The sequence below is a fragment of the Adlercreutzia sp. ZJ176 genome (assembly GCF_011038975.1).
Lineage (GTDB): Bacteria > Actinomycetota > Coriobacteriia > Coriobacteriales > Eggerthellaceae > CAAEEV01.
Genome location: NZ_JAAKEC010000003.1, coordinates 1 through 16,318 on the forward strand (window position 1 = coordinate 1; position 16,318 = coordinate 16,318).

Here is a 16,318-nt window from a genome sequence, read left to right on the forward strand (position 1 = left end):
TTCCCATGATTGCCTCCTGTCTCGCATGGCGAGAAGGCACATGGGACTATGTTATGACATCGGATGTGCCCGCATTCTGCGACACTGACAGACCTAATGCCTGGTGTTTGGCATTAAAGATGACAATTAACCGCTGTCAAACTATATTCGGATTTGCGTCACCAACTTATTCGGATTTGTGGTGGTCATTTATTCGGATTCGTGGTATAGACTACTGGAGATGCATCTTCCCTCCCGCACAAAAGAGGAGGCTTGGCCATGAAAGCAAGCGGGATCGTCCCCGGTCCTTATCGGCCGCGCATCGTCGATGCCCAGGTGGATCGCTATCTTCGCCTGTTCGGCGCCGTGGAAGTGTCGGGGACGAAATGGTGCGGCAAGACATGGACGTCGCTCGCACACGCGAGCAGCGTCACCTACGTCGACCGCGGCGCGAACCTGCAGATCACTCAAGCAGACCCCTCCTATGCGCTTGCAGGAGAACAACCACACGTCATTGACGAGTGGCAGCGAGTCCCCGCCATCTGGGACACCGTTCGCCACGCCGTCGACGAACTAGGAGGGAGCAAAGGAGCGTGGATCCTCACCGGATCTTCTACCCCTGAGAGATCCAAGACATCTCACAGCGGCGCAGGCAGGATAGGCCGCGTACGCATGCACCCCATGACGCTGCAGGAGTCGGGCGACTCAACGGGCGCCATAAGCTTGTCGAAGCTGTTCGACGGGGAGTTTACGCCCTGCCAATGCCCCAACGGAATAGAGAATCTGGCGCAACTGATATGCCGCGGCGGATGGCCTGAAGAGCTATCCGCCGATCCAGATGACGCGCAGATCGTCATACGCGAATACCTTGAGGCGATCCACGAGCAGAGCATACCTCATCTCGGCGGCTCAAGCGCCCTCTCGCGGCGAGTCAGCCTCTCCTTGGCGCGCAACCTCTGCCAGTCAGCCACGCAGGCGACGCTCGCCCGCGACGTGTACAACCTCGAGACCGACGCCGTTCCGTCTGACGTTCAGAAACGTGCCTTGGCTGAGCATATCGGGCTTCTCATCAGGCTCTTCCTCGTAGACGAAGTTCCCGGATGGGTTCCCGCCACACGCTCTCCCAAGCGCATGCGCGTCAAGCCCAAGCGCTATTTCGCCGACCCCTCGCTTGCCGTAGCGCTGCTGGGATTGTCCGTTCAGTCCCTGCTCCAAGATTGGCAGACGCTCGGCCTTGCCTTCGAGAACTTGTGCATGCGAGATCTCGACGTATACGCCCGCGCACTGCCTGACACACCGTCCCAGCCGCTTCGCTACTACCACGACGATTCCGGCCTCGAGGTCGACGCCATCATCGAGCGCGCTGACGGCCGCTGGGGTGCCTTCGAGATAAAGCTGAGCGAAGACAAGATCGACCAGGCGAGCTGCACCTTGACGCGCATGAGGAACAAAGTGCTGAAAGACCCGCGTGAGCGCGTGCGCGAGCCCTCCTTCCTCGCTGTCCTTACCGGCATGGGAGAAGTCGCCTACCGACGCGCTGACGGCATCTACGTGATACCCATTCGCGCCTTGGGAGCCTGAGATTGAGCGACTCGGAAATCGGCGCAGGGTGAATTATCGAATCAGCCCTTCGCGCAGGGAAAGAAGTCAGCATAGGACACGTAGATGCCGCCAACTCTGGGCAGCTGCGGAAGCAGCAGCACAAGAACAGAAACCGTTAAGGCAACTGCTGTATATCAGCCACAAAGATTTGACATTCATGCTGATAGATCTTACGATTTTACTAGTACAAGCACCGATATGGAGGTTATTTTCCTCTTGGATCGGTGCTTTACTTTTGCGAGTCCCCGAACGGTGAGAAGTCACCCTTCCGGAGCTCTCGTAGTTTATCCGCCACCCAGCGGCTGGCACCTGCCGCAGCTGCGACGCTTCAGCTTTGAGGGCCCGTCGCTTCCCCATGCTACGGGAATTGCACCGCCTAACGTGCGTTCTCTATCAAACCTGACCCTTCGCCGACCAGAAAGCATCATCACAGCTTAACCGTGTTGACACACCCTTTGAAGGCCATTCAGCTGCTCGAAATCCGAGTCCGGAGCTCCTCACCGTGCCAAGGGGCGCCGCCACCACGTTTTCCCGGGATCCGCCGGAGCGATACCGAGGAGAGCTGCGGCAAATTCGCCACAAAGACATGCACCCTCACCTTGATCTGATCCTTTACCCTTTGCTCCTTGCCATTTTGCATGCATCAGCCTCCAGTTGTTATTTCCAACGCAAGCGAATCTGAGCCCGCGCTAAGCGAGCATTCCCAGAATAGGAACATGCCGCAAAGCGTCCTTGACGGCCGGCGTATAATCGATTGCATGACCAAAACCAGAGGACAGATAATCATCGTCCCAGGCTTGAACGTCTGGTCGTACGAACTGAAGACCGCCGAGGCCTTAGCCAATGCCGGCTGCACGGTTGAGTTTGTTAAGAAAAGTGAGATCGATCGCGCAAAATAGGCATGTGCTTATAGACGGCGTCCCATGGGAGACCAAATCACCGACATCGTGTCGAACCGACATGAGCGACTACTGTATGTCAGCCGCTATGGGGGTGTTGCGATCACCAAATAAACCGTGTTACACTACGTCCTGTCAAAGCGTTCGAACGGTGCGTACTGTGCCTACCTCAGCGCTTGGTTTTTTGATTCTAGGGTACATGGACACCGAGAACTCCCTTCCCGCTGCTGAGATCCTGCGCATCATGCCGACCGACGGCGAAGTCGCTAATCCTATCACGCGAATTGAAGTGCACATCGGCAGGTTTTCGCACCGATGTGCACTTCTCGTGCGCTTACATAGCAGTCCGCCGAGCGCGATCAGTCAACGGGATAGTTTCTCCTTGCTTATATGCATTCCGAATCTCTCATAAATACGCGCCATACGTTTCAAGCACATCATTAGTACTAATATGAGATTACAGCTGATCATAACGACTATGCTGGATATGCAGGACCAAGCCATTCCTAATTCCTCAGCTCCCGCAATACCTATGCAATCGAATATAATCAAAACAACAGAGATCGTCATACCTTCAAAAATGCACCAAACGACAGAAAAGAAAAGCTCATCAAGGACATCAACATCACCGTCATCAAAAATTGACCCTTGAGTGGTGCTGCCTTCCAGTGTCTTACGCTCCATCTTGTCATTTAGTTGGACTCGTGTTTGAAACAGGAACACAGTCACCGCCCCCAAAAGCGCCGACACGACGGAGACTCCTGCAATTAGATTCGAAATACCCTGAAAGCTAAAACCTAGCACCGCGGAAGCGATTCCGATCAATATGGGCAACCCAACTTGAATTGCTACATCAATAATAGAAACGCATCTCTTCCCGTTTCGCCAAACATACAGCGTGGAAATATAACGAGAAAGAACTGTTTTGAGCGACAACTTACTCATTCTTAAACCCTAGCGATATCAATATCTGCCGGAATAGTCCAAAGCCATTTCTTGACATTTTGCAACAAAATCGGTATCCGATAGCTCAGTTCCATCGGGATTATTGATCGGAATATACAGATAAGGCGCTCTGGGATCCTGATCCAATGAAAACGTAGTGGTTTTACCATCCTCTCCGCGAAGGGTCAATTTACCTTCTATCGAATCAGCATCATCTAAGCTAAAACCGAAGTCTTCAGCAACCTCAATCAATGTGGCCCTTCGTTCATCCTCGTTCTTTCCAATGAATTGCTCGAGGGTACGCTTCCCCCAGATTGTGAACTTATCAGGCTTTACTACATAACCCAACGTACCGCTGTAGGAACTTGTCCGATCTGCGGAGTCTGATGATTTTTTCTTTACGTTAATACTTAGCTCAGCCAAGGTCGCAGATCGAAGCCATTCCTCTGCTCCGTAGACTCGATTTGCATGTATCGTTACCGTAGGAACGCTATGAACAAAATCTTTTCTAAAAAGCGCCAGATAGTTAACTCCAGCACTGACCCTATCGGAATACTCGCTAAAGAAAAAAGCTGTCTCGCCATTTAGGGGAACATGGCAATACGCACGGGTGACTGTCGATACCGGGTCATCGCGCTGTATTTCATAACGAACGTCTGCGTAATCATTTGGATTTAAGACCTTGGATTCTTCGCCCCACTTAGCTACTGATAAATGCATTAAGCAACTTTCATCATTGAGTCGGGTATAGTTTTGACGCTCAATCATCGTTTGATGGTATTCATCCCGCGTTTCGCAAAAAGTGCACCCGTTAAAAAAACGCTCGAAATGGTCAAGAAGGTTGATGTTCTCTAGATCACTTGGAGCAATTGCCTCATCGGGATGTCTTTTTCTATTGAATTTTAACGAATGGGCAACTAATGACCTGCTCATTTTTCTAGCCTTTCATACAAGCTAGCCTAAGCGCTTACCGTCTCGACCTTCTTTGGTCCACGTTTTCTAAAAGAAGTTCCAGCCTGAAGCAACAGACTACGAGTTCTTTGGATCGAATAATCATATTTTGATGCGAGATCGTTTATTGAGACTCCGTTCTCATATTCGACACGAAGAGCTTTTCCAATTTTTGCGGATACCTCCTTTGGAATCCTTTCATTTGGATCAATAGGAGGCATAATGGGGCCACCTTCATAACCCTTAAAGACACGACCTTGGGGCGTAATCTCCTCATCAGCCTCATTGCCCCAAACCTCCCAATGCGGTTGTGGATATCGCGCAAATAGTTCTAAATACGGTCCAGGGGAGCAATCCATGATTAGCTTGTATTGTTCATCTGGCTTTCGACTATGCTCGCGCTTTCTTGTTTCGATCATATTGACCTGACTCCGACCGGGAGCAAGTGTTCTCATCTTTCCTTTGACACCAAAAAGAAGCAGCTCAGTCACATTGCGAAAATAGAAGCCTACGCCTCTCCCGTCGGGACCTCCGTCTTTCCGTCTTTTTGCCCAAACGATGTTTGAGACATATTTGAATCCCCAAGCCCTCATGACCTCAAGTCCCTCAGGCAGCAGCGCGTTAGGCACCCATAAATAAAGATGTGCATTGTCTGCAGCGGCATCGGCAACCGATAACGCTTTTATCTCGTCAAGCGACATCGTTGCATAACGACCTAAACGTTTGTGTTCTGGCGCAACCTTTCCAGTTCGATTGCTAAAACGCCAGGGCGGATCAGCGAGAATAGTTGAAAAGCCACCTGGAACGTTCGGGAGAGGCTCTATGTTCATTAATTTCTCCTTGCGACAACTGTTTTTTTATATTCTACTCTAATTAGATCTATTTTTAGATCTATTTCGGTAAACATATCATGAGCCTGTGCAATTATCATATGTGCATGATCGAAACTTACACATACCAAAGAGTTCTTCCGGAAACCATCCTCGAAAAGTATTGTTTCCTAGAGACCGGCTCTGCAACTCAAATTGCAAGCGTCGTTGACGAAGATGCCTTTAAGGACGTAATAGACGTTCTTGGGGGTTTTAGTCTAACCGGTCAACTCCTTTTAACTAAAGGAGGGAGTCGCGGTCCCATTCCCCGTCTTATCGATGGCGCGTTCGAGTCGCGCGGTTGGATTGAGGCTCGTGTTGATCTGTATAAAAGAGCGTTCCTGTTTCCAGGACATAATTCTCCCACTGTCAAAGACGATCCCTTGGGTACGAGAGCCAATGAAGTTTTGATTTCGGAGACATATCAACAGGGATATTCAGTTGACAATGTCAAGGACCGCATAGCGCTGGATGTGGAATGGAATCCAAAAGACGGAAATCTCGATCGTGACTTTTCAGCCTATCGGGCGTGGCATCAAGAAGGATTGATTGATGCCGCTATTTTGATCACACGAATACAAGACGATACGAAGAAGCTTGCAAAGCAAATCTGGGATGAGTTTGTAGAGCGAAATCCCCAGCTTAAAGGTAAGGCTCAACCCGTTGAGTACGGAACTACTACTACAGCCAACTTCGAGAAAGCTCGCGAACGAGTGTTGAGGGGCGACCTTGGAACCTGTCCGATCTTAGTAGTTGGTATTGGCGAACAGACTTGGGATGGTTTACCGTGGGATGGACGCAAGGTTCAGTACTTCAAGGGTGAAGGTTTTTTGGCACTGGTAGATTCATTCGAGGAAATCCCTCCCGACATAACGTACGAGATAGTGTCAATCTAAGTTTATGGAACCCATCATGCAAATGAAACTGTTCCGCAAGGATAACGACTTCGCAGACCTCAAGTTCCACGAGCTTCGCCATACCCAAGCAACACAACTCCTTGCGAATGGCGTTGACATGAAGACCGTGCAGACCCGCATGGGTCACGCAAATGCTTCGATCACACTGAATTGGCATGTGCACTCCGTCTCCTCAACCTAGATTTTATCTGCCACCCAGTGGCTGGCACCTGCCGCAGCTGCGGCGCTTGAGCTTTGAGGGCCCGCCGCTTCCCCATGCCACGAGACTTATGCCGTCTGACGTGCGTTCACTGTCAAACCTGCTCGTGTCGTCCTGAGCGAGCGAAGCGAGTCGAAGGACCTGGGTTCGGGCACGGCACGCTTGCGTGCGCTTTCCTCTCGCGGCCAGATCCTTCGACTCCGCGCCCTTCGGGCGCTCCGCTCAGGATGACATGGGAGGACAGCATGGCGGGCACTCCGGTTGGGATGGCATGGAGGGAACAACTTGCTGCCGAAATGGCACAAGAAAACTAGCTGGTTCTCAAAGCAGCGCAGGAAGAGTAGTCGACTGCACAGGATGGCGTAATTCGTGCGAGGTCATGCGTGCGTGTCCGCGTCATGATGCGCGGGAGCGGCAAACCCCGTGGCGTTAAAAGCAAGCGCATCAGCGCTTTACACTTTTCCTCGGGCGCCTCACACTCTCGCAGGAAGACGGTCGGCGTGGGGCGGGTCGGTTTCGCGGCGGACGGCTTCGTGGAGCTTGCGGCGAGTGGCTTCGAGCTGGTCCTTCTTGAGCTCGTGCTCCCAGACATAGACCACCTTCCAGCCGGCCTCCTCGAGGGCGTGACGCGTGCGCGCGTCACGCTCGACGTTGCGGTCGAACTTGGCCTGCCAGTACGCCACGTTGCTCTTGGGCTGCGGCAGGTCGCACACCGGGCAGCGATGCCAGAAACACCCCATGACGAAGATCGCGATCTTGCGGCCGGGGTACGCGATGTCGGGGTGTCCCGGCGCCTTCTTCCAGTCGAGTCGGTAGCCGGGATAGCCCAGCTCGCGCAGCATTGCGCGCACCTTGAGCTCGGGTGTGGTGTCGCGGCGCTTGTTGCCCTGCATGCACTTGCGCACCGCCGCGCTCGTGGCAGCGGGCGCCTGGCGCAAGACGTCATCGGCTGCGCTCGTAGCAGCGGGCGCCTGGCGCAGGACGTCATCGGCCGCGCTCGCCGCCGCAGGCGGCTGCGCGAGCGCGCCCTCTTCTACCTCGGGTTTTCGCACGCTGCGTTCCTATCGCAAGCTCACAGCCGCATCGAGGACAGCATCTGCGAGCACAGCCTTGCTCATGAGCGGCAGCTCGCGCGTTCCTTCCGCGTCGACGAGCCACACCTTGTTGTCATCGGTGCCGAAGGCGCGGCCCTCCCCCACCTCGTTGGCGACGATGAGGTCGGCGTGCTTGGACGCGAGCTTGCGGCGCGCGTTGCCGAGCACGTCGTCCGTCTCGGCGGCGAAGCCCACCACGCGCTGGTCGGCGCGCTTCTCCCGCGCGAGCGTCGCGAGGACGTCGGGGTTCTCCGTAAGCTCGACGACGCGAAGTGACGCGTCGTCAGCGCCCTTCTTGAGCTTGCGCTCGGCAGGGCGGGCGGGTCTGAAGTCTGCTACCGCCGCCGTGAACACCGCGATGTCGGCGCCTGCGAAGGGCGCGCGCGCCGCGTCGAGCATCTCGCGCGCCGTCTTGACGCGGATCACGCTCACGCCCTCGGGCGCCTCGAGCGCCACCGGCCCTGAGACGAGCGTCACCTGCGCGCCGCGCGCCGCCGCGGCGGCGGCCAGCGCGTATCCCGTCTTGCCGCTCGAGTAGTTGGAGAGGTAGCGCACCGCGTCGAGGGGCTCCACGGTCGGCCCCGCCGTCACCATCACGCGCAGGCCGGCCAGGTCACGCGCCGGCGTGCCAAAGGTCGCAGAGCCGGCAGCGGCCGCTTCCGCGCCCGCTGATGCTTCCTCGTCCGAGCAACCGTCCGCCACACTTGCCGACGCTTCCGCGCCGCCAGCGCCTACCTCCGCCGACGCTTCCGCTTCCGCACTGCCAACGCTCTCGCCCGCGGCCCTCGCCTCGCGCAGCGCCTCGAGCGCGGCGCGCACGATGACGTCCACGTCAGCCAAACGCCCGCGACCCACGTCCCCGCAGGCCAGATACCCCTCGTCCGCCTCGATGACGCGCACGCCGCGCCCGCGCAGGCGCGCGAGGTTCTCCTGCGTGGCAGCCGCCTCGTACATATGCACGTTCATGGCGGGCGCTATCAGAAGCGGCGAGGTGGTGGCAAGGGCGGTGGTGGTGAGCAGGTCATCGGCGATGCCGCAGGCTATCTTGGCCGCCACGTTGGCCGTGCACGGCGCGATGAGGAACACGTCGCACTCTTGTGCGAGCGAGACATGGTGGATGGGGTCGCTCGCGTCATCGAACAGGCCCACGGCGACTGGCTCGTGCGTGAGGGCACGGAACGTGGTGGGGCCCACGAACTCACACGCGTGCTCAGTCATGACCACCTTGCACCGCACGCCCGCCTTCTGCAGGCCGCGCACGATCTCGCAGCTCTTGTAGGCGGCGATGCACCCGGTCACGCCCACCAAAACACACGGCTCGCTCATCGTTCGTCCTTTCGCGCGCTTTCTGCCGCGCCCGCGCGGTCCTCGTCGAGCGCATCACCCACGTACGGCGCGAGCACGTGCGCCAGCACGCGCAGATGCGCCTTGCTCTTGTTGAGGCACGGCACGTACGTGAACGCCTCGCGCACCTCAGGCGCCTCGCGCACCGCGCGCGCCGCATGCGCGCCGGCCCCCTTCGCCATGCGAACCGCACCAGGCTCCCCTTGCGCGCCAGCCCCCTTCGCCACGCGCGGCACGCTGGTCTCCCTCTTCGCGCCAGCACCGCCCTTCCCTTCCGCGCCCGCGCCAGCCGCGCGCAGCGCTGCCAGGTACCCCGGCTTGAGCTCGCGTTCCACGTCGTAGAGCGTCTCGAGGCAGTCCACCGCGAAGTTCGGGCACACCATGAACACGCGCGAGCGCGCGCCCGACTCCGCCCAGCTCGCAAGCTTTTGCGATGCGAAGGGCGCCAGCCACTCGCGCCCCTTGTCGAAGCGGCACTGGTAGGCCACCGTCCAACGCCGGCGCTCAAGCCCGAGCTCGTTGGCCACGCCCAGGCTCGTGGCGCCCGTCTGAAGCTCGTAGGTGTCGCCGCGCTCGATGTCCGAGAGCGGGATGGAGTGGAACGAGAACAGCAGGCGGTCGTCGGAGTCCACCTCAAAGCCCGCGCGCTTCACGGAAGCCGCGATGGCACGCAGGTAGACCGGGTCATCGTGGTAGTTGTCGATGACGGTGACCTCGCCCTTGAAGCGCGCCTTGCGCACCGCGCGCGCCACGCCGTCAGACACCGCGCCCGTGGTGGAGTACGCGCTCTGGGGGTACAGCGGCAGCACCACGAGGGAGTCGCACCCCGAAGCGCGCAGGTCGCGCACCGCGTGCGGCAGGGTCGGCGCGCTGTAGCTCATGGCGAAGTGCACCTCCACGTCAAGCCCGCGCTCGCGGTAGTACGCCGCGAGTCCCTGGGAGAGTCGCTCGTGCGCGACGATGAGCGGCGAGCCCTCGGGCGTCCAGATGGCCTGGTACTTCTCGGCCGAGGCAACGGCGCGCTTCGGCAGGATGAACAGGTGCAGGATGCACCACCACAGCACGCGGTTCATCGGCGCGATGCGCGGGTCCATGAGGAAGCGCCCCAGATAGGCCCGCACCGCCGCCGGCGTGGGCTCCTCGGGCGTCCCCGTGTTCACGAGGAGCACGCCGGTCCTCGCGCGCCTGCCCGCGGCAGCTTGATCGCCCGCCGCGCCGCGCGTCCTCCCCGCGCGCCGCCCGTTCGCGCCTGCGCGCACGCCCGCATTCGCCCCGCCCGCGGCCTCAGTCATAGATGACCCCTTCGATCGAAGGCTTTGGCGAACGCGCCATGAGCGCGGCCACCTCCTCGCCCGCCGCCGTCTTGCCCATGCTGCGCGCCTCCAAGCCGTCGAGCACCGCGGCCAGGTCACGCGGCAGGTTGTCCGCGAAGGAGAGCTCCTCGCCCGTCAGGGGGTGCTCAAAGCCCACGCGGAAGGAGTGCAGGAACTGCCGCTTGAGGCCGAGCTGGGCCTCGGGGTCGCGCGGGCCGTTCGCGACGTACACCGGGTCGCCCACGATGGGGTGGCGCGTGTACTGCATGTGCACGCGGATCTGGTGCGTGCGCCCCGTGAACAGCTTGCACTCGATGAGCGTGTAGCCGTCGTCGCGCCGAGCGTGCTCGAAGCGCTCGAGCACCCGAAACGTCGTGATGGCCTCGCGCGCGGAGGGCACGTCGCGCACCGCCATGCGCGTGCGCTCGCTGGCGGCGCGCGCGATGGGCGCATCGACCATGCCCGTGTCGTGCGCCATGACGCCGTGCACGAGCGCGATGTAGCGCCGGTCGATGGCGCGGGCGCGGATGTCGTCCATGAGCGCGCGGCCCGCCTCGTCGGTCTTGGCCGCCAGCATGAGGCCGCTCGTGTCGCGGTCGAGCCGGTGCACGATGCCGAGGCGGTCGTCCTCGCCCTGCACATTGCACAGGTTCTCGGCCCCGCAGTGGAAGATGAGCGCGTTCACCAGCGTGCCGTCGGCGTGGTCGACGCTCGGGTGGCACACGAGCCCCACCTGCTTCGAGAGCACGATGAGGTCCTCGTCCTCATAACGTATGTCCAGGTCGATGGGCTGCCCGTACACGGGGAGCTGCTCGGGCTCATCGTCGAGCTCGCAGACGATCGCCTCGCCCGCGTTCACCTTGTGCTTCTTCGCGGCCACGCGCCCTCCCACGAGCACGCGCCCCTCCTCGACGGCGCGCGCAGCCGCCGAGCGGCTCGCGTACAGGGCATGCGCAGCCAGAAGCGCGTCGAGGCGCGATCCCGCGTCGGCGGCGGTGGCCACGTGGCAGACCGAGCGGCTCATGAGGCGCTCTCCTGCCGCCACTCGAGCGCGAGCGCTGCGAACACCAGGACGACGCCGCAGGTCACGCCGATGTCAGCCACGTTGAACACCGGGAAGTCGATGAACGTGGGCTCGATGAAGTCCACCACGTACCCCAGGGCGAAGCGGTCGAGCGCGTTGCCGATGCCGCCCGCGAACACGAGCGCGAGCCCGACGTTCATCACGAGCGAGGAGGTGCGCGCCGAGGCCACGGCGTAGGCCAGAAGCGCGCCGCACACCACGACGGCGAGCACGCCGAGGGCGAAGGTCATGTCGCCGAACATGCCCCACGCCGCGCCCGTGTTGTGCACGAGGCGCAGCTGGAAGACGCCCGCGAAGGGCCCGGCGACAAGTTCGCCGGGCTCGTAGGCGTTAAACGCCTGCTTGGAGGCGATGTCGAGCACCAGCCACGCGCACGCCACCGCGCAGAACGCGACCAGGTTGCGGACGCGCCGGGACGCCGGGACGCCCGGGGCAGCCGCGCCCGCAAGCTCTGCCGCGCCCGCAAGCTCCACGCCCACCGAAGCGTCCGCGCCCGCAAGCTCCACCGGCCCCGCGCCCTCCGCGCCCGCGCCCTTTTCGCCAAATCGCTCGTCAGCCATGCCGCTCAGCAAGTCTTATTCCGCAGACGCGGAGAAGCCGATGGCGTCGAGCGCATCGCCGCAGCGCGCGCACACGTCCGGGTGCGCCGCGTTGCCGCCGAGCTCGCGGAAGTTCCAGCAGCGCGGGCACTTCTCGCCCGACGCCGGCTCCACGCGCGCGCTCGGCTCCTGCGCGTCCGCGCATGCCTCGAACGTCACGCCCGCCACGATGAAGAGCTCCTCATACACGCCGGCGTCGAACCGCTCCAGCTGCTCGAGCGTCGCAAGCGGCACGCTCACGCGCACCACAGCCTCCTGGCTCTTGTTGATGGCCTTCGCCGTGCGCGCGTCCTCGAGCGCCTTGGTGACCACCTCGCGCACGGAGAGCACCTGCTCCCACGTGCCGAGGATCCCCGCGCACACCGCCTCGTCGGGCAGCGCCGGCGCGAAATCGGCGCGCGCGGGCCAGCCGGCGAGCTGCACGCTGCAGGCGCGGTCGGCGCGCGTGCGCGCGGCCGGTGGGAAGTGCTCCCACACCTCGTCGCAGGTGAACGACAGGATGGGCGAGAGCACGCGCACGAGCACCTCGAGGATGTTCATGAGCACGGTCTGCACGGCGCGGCGCCGCATGGACGCGGGCGCCTCGGAGTACAGGCGGTCCTTCGTCACATCCATGTAGACGGCCGACAGGTCGTTCACGAAGTCGTATGCGAGGCGGTAGACGTTGTTGAACTTGTACGCCTCGTAGCTGGCCTCGACCTCAGCAAGCAGCGCCGCGGTCTTCGCCATCATGTACTGGTCGATGGGCTCGAGGTCATCCCACGTCATCGACGAGGCAGCCGCGTCGTCGTAGTCGTTCAAGTTCCCGAGCAGGAAGCGGAAGGTGTTGCGGAAGCGGCGGTACGCGTCCGAGACCTGCTTGAGGATGCCGTCGGAGATGGACACGTCCTGGGAGTAGTCGACGCTGGCCACCCACAGGCGCAGCACGTCGGCACCGTACTTGTCGCAGACCGCGGCGGGGTCGATGCCGTTGCCGAGCGACTTGGACATCTTGCGGCCCTGCTCGTCGACGGTGAACCCGCAGTGCATGACGCTTCTGTAGGGCGGCACCCCGTAGGCGCCCATGCTGGTGAGCAGCGAGGACTGGAACCAGCCGCGATGCTGGTCAGAGCCTTCCAGGTACATGTCCGCCGGGAAGGTGAGGCCCTCGGCGGAGCGGTGCTTGCACACGCTCGTGTGCGTCACGCCCGACTCCCACCACACGTCGAGGATGTCCTTCTCGGGCACCAACTCGGTGCCCCCGCAGCGCGCGCACTTCGTGTTCTTCGGCAGGTACTCGCGCGGCTCGCGCGTGAACCACGCGTCGGCGCCCTCCGTGCGGAACAGCTCGATCACCGCGTCAAACGTCTCGGCCGTGGCCACCGTCTCGCCGCACTTCGCGCACTTGAACACGGGGATGGGCACTCCCCAGGAGCGCTGGCGCGAGATGCACCAGTCGGGGCGGTCGGCCACCATGGACCCGATGCGGTTCTTGGCCCACTCGGGGATCCAGGTCACCTCGGAGCCGATGGCGTGCAGCGCGTCCTCGCGCAGGGAGTTCTTGTCCATCGACACGAACCACTGGTCAGTGGCGCGGAAGATGACAGGCTCATGGCAGCGCCAGCAGTGCGGGTAGGAGTGGTTGATCTCCTGCTTGGCCACGAGCGTGCCCTGCCCGCGCAGCCACTCGATGATGACGGGGTTGGCCTCGTCCACGTCGAGCCCGGCGAAGCGGCCCGCCTCGTCGGTGAAGCAGCCGTTGTCGTCGACCGGCATGAGCAGCGGGACGTCGAACTCGATGCCCACGAGGTAGTCGTCCTGGCCATGCCCCGGGGCGGTGTGCACGCAGCCGGTGCCGGTGTCGAGCGTGACGTGGTCGCCGTAGATGATGGTGCCCTTGAGGTCCTGGCGCACCGGGCAGGTGTAGGTGAGGCCGCACATCTGCTTGCCCTTGAGGGTGACGGGCTCGCCCTGCGCGCTCTCCACGAAGCGGTAGCCCTCCCAGCCGGCCACCTCGGCCACCTGCTCCACGAGCTCGCGCGCCATGATCATGTTCACGCCGTCGACGACCACCATCACGTAGTCGGCCTCGGGCGCGAGCGACACGGCGGTGTTCGCCGGCAGCGTCCAGGGCGTGGTTGTCCAGATGAGCACGTAGGCGTCGCCCTCGGCTCCCGCGGCCTCGAACACGCCGGGCATGAGGTCCATCTTGAAGCGCACGAAGATGGACGGCGACACCTCGTCGCCGTACTCGATCTCCGCCTCAGCGAGCGCGGTGTGGCAGCGCTTGCACCAGTGGATGGGCTTGCGGCCGCGGTACACCGAGCCCTTCAGGTACATCTCCTTGAAGATCTCAACGTTGCCCGCCTCGAAGTCAGGGAGGTAGGTGAGGTAGGGCTTGTCCCACTCGGCGTTCACGCCGAGGCGCTTGAAGCCGTCGCGCTGGACGTTCACGTACTTCGTGGCCCAGTCGCGGCACAGCTTGCGCAGCTCGGGCTGGCTCGTGGCCGCCATCTTCTCGGGGCCCAGGGTCTTCTCGACCATGTGCTCGATGGGCTGGCCGTGGCAGTCCCAGCCGGGGATGTAGGGGGTGAAGTAGCCGCGCTGCGCATGGCTCTTCACCACGAAGTCCTTCAGGATCTTGTTGAAGGCGTGGCCGATGTGGATGGGACCGTTGGCGTAGGGCGGGCCGTCGTGCAGCACGAAGGGCTTGCCGTCCTTGTTCTTCTCCAAAACGCGATGGTAGATGTCCTCTTCAGCCCACTTCTCCAAGCGCTTCGGCTCGTTGGCGGGCAAGTTGCCCCTCATGGCGAAGTCGGTCTGAGGGAGGTTCATGGTCTCTTTATAGCTGTTAGCCACCGGAGCTTCCCAACCTTTCGTACGTACTTCAAAAAGCCTCTTAACGTAAACTTGTTCAGTATATGTCAACCTCGCAGGCGTTTCTATCGCTCGCAGGAAAAACGGATGCGAAAAGCGCGCAGATGATGCACGGCCGCTTGGAGCCTGTCGGTTTATCCCCACGTAGCGAATTCGTGACAAACGAGCCGACGGCGACACGCATGCGGACGCGCATGCGGTAGAATGGCACAGGTTCACCCTGACCACAAGGAGCGCTCATGGATTTCGAAATCGTCACCGACTCGAGCAGCAACCTCACCGAAGACATGATCGAGGAGTTCGGGCTGCACATCCTGCCGCTCACGTTCATGGTCGACGGGCAGCAGCGCCAGAGCTACCTCAAGGGGGCGCACACCGACCTCTCCCAGTTCTACCGCATGATGCGCGAGGGCAAGGTCATCACCACCTCGCTGCCCAACCTCGCCGAGTCCGAGAAGCTCCTGCGCTCCCTGCTTGAGGCCGGGCGCGACGTGCTCTACATCGGGTTCTCAAGCGGGCTGTCGGGCACCTACGAGGCAACTGACCTGCTCCTTCGCGAGCTGGCCGAAGAGTACCCCGCGCGCACCATCCGCACCGTCGACACGCTGGCCGCCTCGGGCGGCGAGGGCCTTTTAGTCTGGCACGCCGTGCAGCGCGCCCGCGCAGGCGCGAGCATCACCGAGGTGCACGCGTGGCTCGAGGAGAACAAGCTGCACCTGGCGCACTGGTTCACGGTGGACGACCTCATGTTTTTGTTCCGCGGCGGGCGCGTGTCGAAGACGAGCGCGTGGGCGGGCACGCTCCTGAACATCAAGCCCGTCATGCACGTGGACGACGAGGGGCACCTCATCCCGCTCGAGAAGGTGCGCGGGCGCAAGAAGTCGCTCAACGCGCTCGTGGACCACATGGCGAAGACGGCGCTGGCGCCCGTCGAGGACCAGATGGTGTTCATCACGCACGGCGACTGCCTCGAGGACGCCGAGTACGTGGCCGCGCAGGTGAAGGAGCGCCTCGGCGTGCGCGACGTGGTCATCAACTGGGTCGACCCCGTGATCGGCGCGCACTCCGGCCCCGGCACGATGGCGCTCTTCTTCCTGGCGTCCGGACGCTGAGCACACGCATAGTCCTGCCGCACCCAAGTAGCTGCTATAATGGGGCTGTTAGAACCGAGGCACGGTGATGATTGGGTCCCTACCGTCTCGGTTCTCTTCGTTTAAGTTTCTTAGCTACTTCAAGCCCGATGGCGTATACGATGTTGAAATTTGCGACTACCACTGAATCGGGAGGATGCCATGAGCGATGAGATCTATTTGAGGGAAGATGCCCTGCTCATAGGCCGAGAGCCTATCCATCCCGGCGAGTTTCTCCGGGAGGACTACATGCCGGAGCTCGGTTTGAGCGTGGCGGAATTGGCAAAGCGGCTTGGCGTCACGCGCCAGACGGTGAACGAGATCGTTCGCGAGAAACGCGGTCTCAGCCCCGAGATGTGCCTGCGGCTGGGGCGGCTGTTCGGCACCACCCCGCAGTTCTGGATGAACATGCAGCAGAAGGTAGACCTGTGGAACTCCATGGAGCTGCACTGCGAGGACATCGAGAAGGTGGAGCCGCTCGAGGTGCCCGAGCTGGCGATGGCCGCCGGGTGACACGCACACCATCAGCGCAATGAC

At 61.2% G+C, this 16,318-nt stretch carries 14 protein-coding genes; 5 read left to right on the plus strand and 9 right to left on the minus strand.

Going from position 1 to position 16,318, the window contains the following annotated elements; all coding sequences use genetic code 11:
• The first annotated feature begins 258 nt into the window (after positions 1-258).
• Entirely contained in the window at positions 259-1,560 is a 1,302-nt protein-coding gene (locus G7Y50_RS01875; RefSeq protein ID WP_165056292.1) for an ATP-binding protein, read from the plus strand.
• 1,283 nt (positions 1,561-2,843) lie between these two features.
• Here the strand turns inward: G7Y50_RS01875 and G7Y50_RS01880 are convergent.
• Genes G7Y50_RS01880 through G7Y50_RS01890 form a run of 3 tightly spaced genes read right to left on the minus strand, consistent with a single transcriptional unit; the run spans position 2,844 to position 5,206 of the window.
• Entirely contained in the window at positions 2,844-3,425 is a 582-nt protein-coding gene (locus G7Y50_RS01880; protein WP_165056287.1) for a hypothetical protein, read from the minus strand.
• An 18-nt stretch (positions 3,426-3,443) separates the two neighbouring features.
• The gene (locus G7Y50_RS01885; RefSeq protein WP_165056283.1) at positions 3,444-4,358 is read right to left on the minus strand and encodes a hypothetical protein; all 915 of its coding nucleotides are present in this window, start codon (positions 4,356-4,358) and stop codon (positions 3,444-3,446) included.
• 26 nt (positions 4,359-4,384) lie between these two features.
• Complete coding sequence (locus G7Y50_RS01890; protein WP_165056281.1) at positions 4,385-5,206, minus strand: MT-A70 family methyltransferase; 822 nt, start codon at positions 5,204-5,206, stop codon at positions 4,385-4,387.
• A gap of 107 nt (positions 5,207-5,313) precedes the next feature.
• Here G7Y50_RS01890 and G7Y50_RS01895 point away from each other — a divergent pair, with 107 nt between their 5' ends.
• Positions 5,314-6,141, plus strand: a complete 828-nt coding sequence (locus G7Y50_RS01895; RefSeq protein ID WP_165056278.1) for a BglII/BstYI family type II restriction endonuclease — start codon at positions 5,314-5,316, stop codon at positions 6,139-6,141.
• Between the two features lie 16 nt (positions 6,142-6,157).
• Positions 6,158-6,343, plus strand: coding sequence for a tyrosine-type recombinase/integrase (locus G7Y50_RS01900; RefSeq protein ID WP_206214728.1), 186 nt, complete (start codon positions 6,158-6,160; stop codon positions 6,341-6,343).
• Positions 6,344-6,834: 491 nt separating this feature from the next.
• Here G7Y50_RS01900 and G7Y50_RS01905 read toward each other — a convergent pair whose 3' ends face one another.
• From G7Y50_RS01905 to ileS, 6 genes are read right to left on the minus strand one after another with little or no spacing between them, the layout of a single operon-like run.
• Positions 6,835-7,413: a very short patch repair endonuclease gene (locus G7Y50_RS01905; RefSeq protein WP_241156584.1), complete on the minus strand. Its 579-nt coding sequence runs from the start codon at positions 7,411-7,413 to the stop codon at positions 6,835-6,837.
• Between the two features lie 9 nt (positions 7,414-7,422).
• Positions 7,423-8,781, minus strand: coding sequence for a phosphopantothenate--cysteine ligase family flavoprotein (locus G7Y50_RS01910; protein WP_165056274.1), 1,359 nt, complete (start codon positions 8,779-8,781; stop codon positions 7,423-7,425).
• On the minus strand, positions 8,778-10,091 hold the full coding sequence (gene hemH / locus G7Y50_RS01915) for a ferrochelatase (RefSeq protein ID WP_165056272.1): 1,314 nt from the start codon (positions 10,089-10,091) through the stop codon (positions 8,778-8,780). The genes G7Y50_RS01910 and hemH overlap by 4 nt, the downstream gene beginning before the upstream one ends.
• Positions 10,084-11,136, minus strand: coding sequence for an RluA family pseudouridine synthase (locus tag G7Y50_RS01920; protein ID WP_165056270.1), 1,053 nt, complete (start codon positions 11,134-11,136; stop codon positions 10,084-10,086). Before G7Y50_RS01920 ends, hemH begins: the two co-directional genes overlap by 8 nt.
• Positions 11,133-11,756 (minus strand): signal peptidase II, encoded by a 624-nt coding sequence (gene lspA, locus G7Y50_RS01925; RefSeq protein WP_206214729.1) that lies wholly within the window; start codon positions 11,754-11,756, stop codon positions 11,133-11,135. The genes G7Y50_RS01920 and lspA overlap by 4 nt, the downstream gene beginning before the upstream one ends.
• A 15-nt stretch (positions 11,757-11,771) precedes the next feature.
• The gene (gene ileS / locus G7Y50_RS01930) at positions 11,772-14,633 is read right to left on the minus strand and encodes an isoleucine--tRNA ligase (RefSeq protein WP_165056267.1); all 2,862 of its coding nucleotides are present in this window, start codon (positions 14,631-14,633) and stop codon (positions 11,772-11,774) included.
• Between the two features lie 257 nt (positions 14,634-14,890).
• Here ileS and G7Y50_RS01935 point away from each other — a divergent pair, with 257 nt between their 5' ends.
• Both G7Y50_RS01935 and G7Y50_RS01940 read left to right on the plus strand, forming a co-directional pair.
• A complete protein-coding gene (locus tag G7Y50_RS01935) occupies positions 14,891-15,763 on the plus strand; it encodes a DegV family protein (RefSeq protein ID WP_165056265.1) in 873 nt (290 codons plus the stop codon).
• A gap of 180 nt (positions 15,764-15,943) precedes the next feature.
• Positions 15,944-16,294, plus strand: a complete 351-nt coding sequence (locus G7Y50_RS01940; RefSeq protein WP_165056263.1) for a HigA family addiction module antitoxin — start codon at positions 15,944-15,946, stop codon at positions 16,292-16,294.
• The last annotated feature ends 24 nt before the right edge of the window (positions 16,295-16,318 follow it).

Coding starts and splice junctions, on each gene's coding strand:
- G7Y50_RS01920 (WP_165056270.1), bottom strand. CDS start 11,136: ATGAGCCGCTCGGTCTGCCACGTGGCCACCGCCGCCGACGCGGGATCG.
- G7Y50_RS01910 (WP_165056274.1), bottom strand. CDS start 8,781: ATGAGCGAGCCGTGTGTTTTGGTGGGCGTGACCGGGTGCATCGCCGCC.
- G7Y50_RS01885 (WP_165056283.1), bottom strand. CDS start 4,358: ATGAGCAGGTCATTAGTTGCCCATTCGTTAAAATTCAATAGAAAAAGA.
- hemH (WP_165056272.1), bottom strand. CDS start 10,091: ATGACTGAGGCCGCGGGCGGGGCGAATGCGGGCGTGCGCGCAGGCGCG.
- G7Y50_RS01900 (WP_206214728.1), top strand. CDS start 6,158: ATGCAAATGAAACTGTTCCGCAAGGATAACGACTTCGCAGACCTCAAG.
- G7Y50_RS01895 (WP_165056278.1), top strand. CDS start 5,314: ATGATCGAAACTTACACATACCAAAGAGTTCTTCCGGAAACCATCCTC.
- G7Y50_RS01880 (WP_165056287.1), bottom strand. CDS start 3,425: ATGAGTAAGTTGTCGCTCAAAACAGTTCTTTCTCGTTATATTTCCACG.
- G7Y50_RS01940 (WP_165056263.1), top strand. CDS start 15,944: ATGAGCGATGAGATCTATTTGAGGGAAGATGCCCTGCTCATAGGCCGA.
- lspA (WP_206214729.1), bottom strand. CDS start 11,756: ATGGCTGACGAGCGATTTGGCGAAAAGGGCGCGGGCGCGGAGGGCGCG.
- G7Y50_RS01875 (WP_165056292.1), top strand. CDS start 259: ATGAAAGCAAGCGGGATCGTCCCCGGTCCTTATCGGCCGCGCATCGTC.
- G7Y50_RS01890 (WP_165056281.1), bottom strand. CDS start 5,206: ATGAACATAGAGCCTCTCCCGAACGTTCCAGGTGGCTTTTCAACTATT.
- G7Y50_RS01935 (WP_165056265.1), top strand. CDS start 14,891: ATGGATTTCGAAATCGTCACCGACTCGAGCAGCAACCTCACCGAAGAC.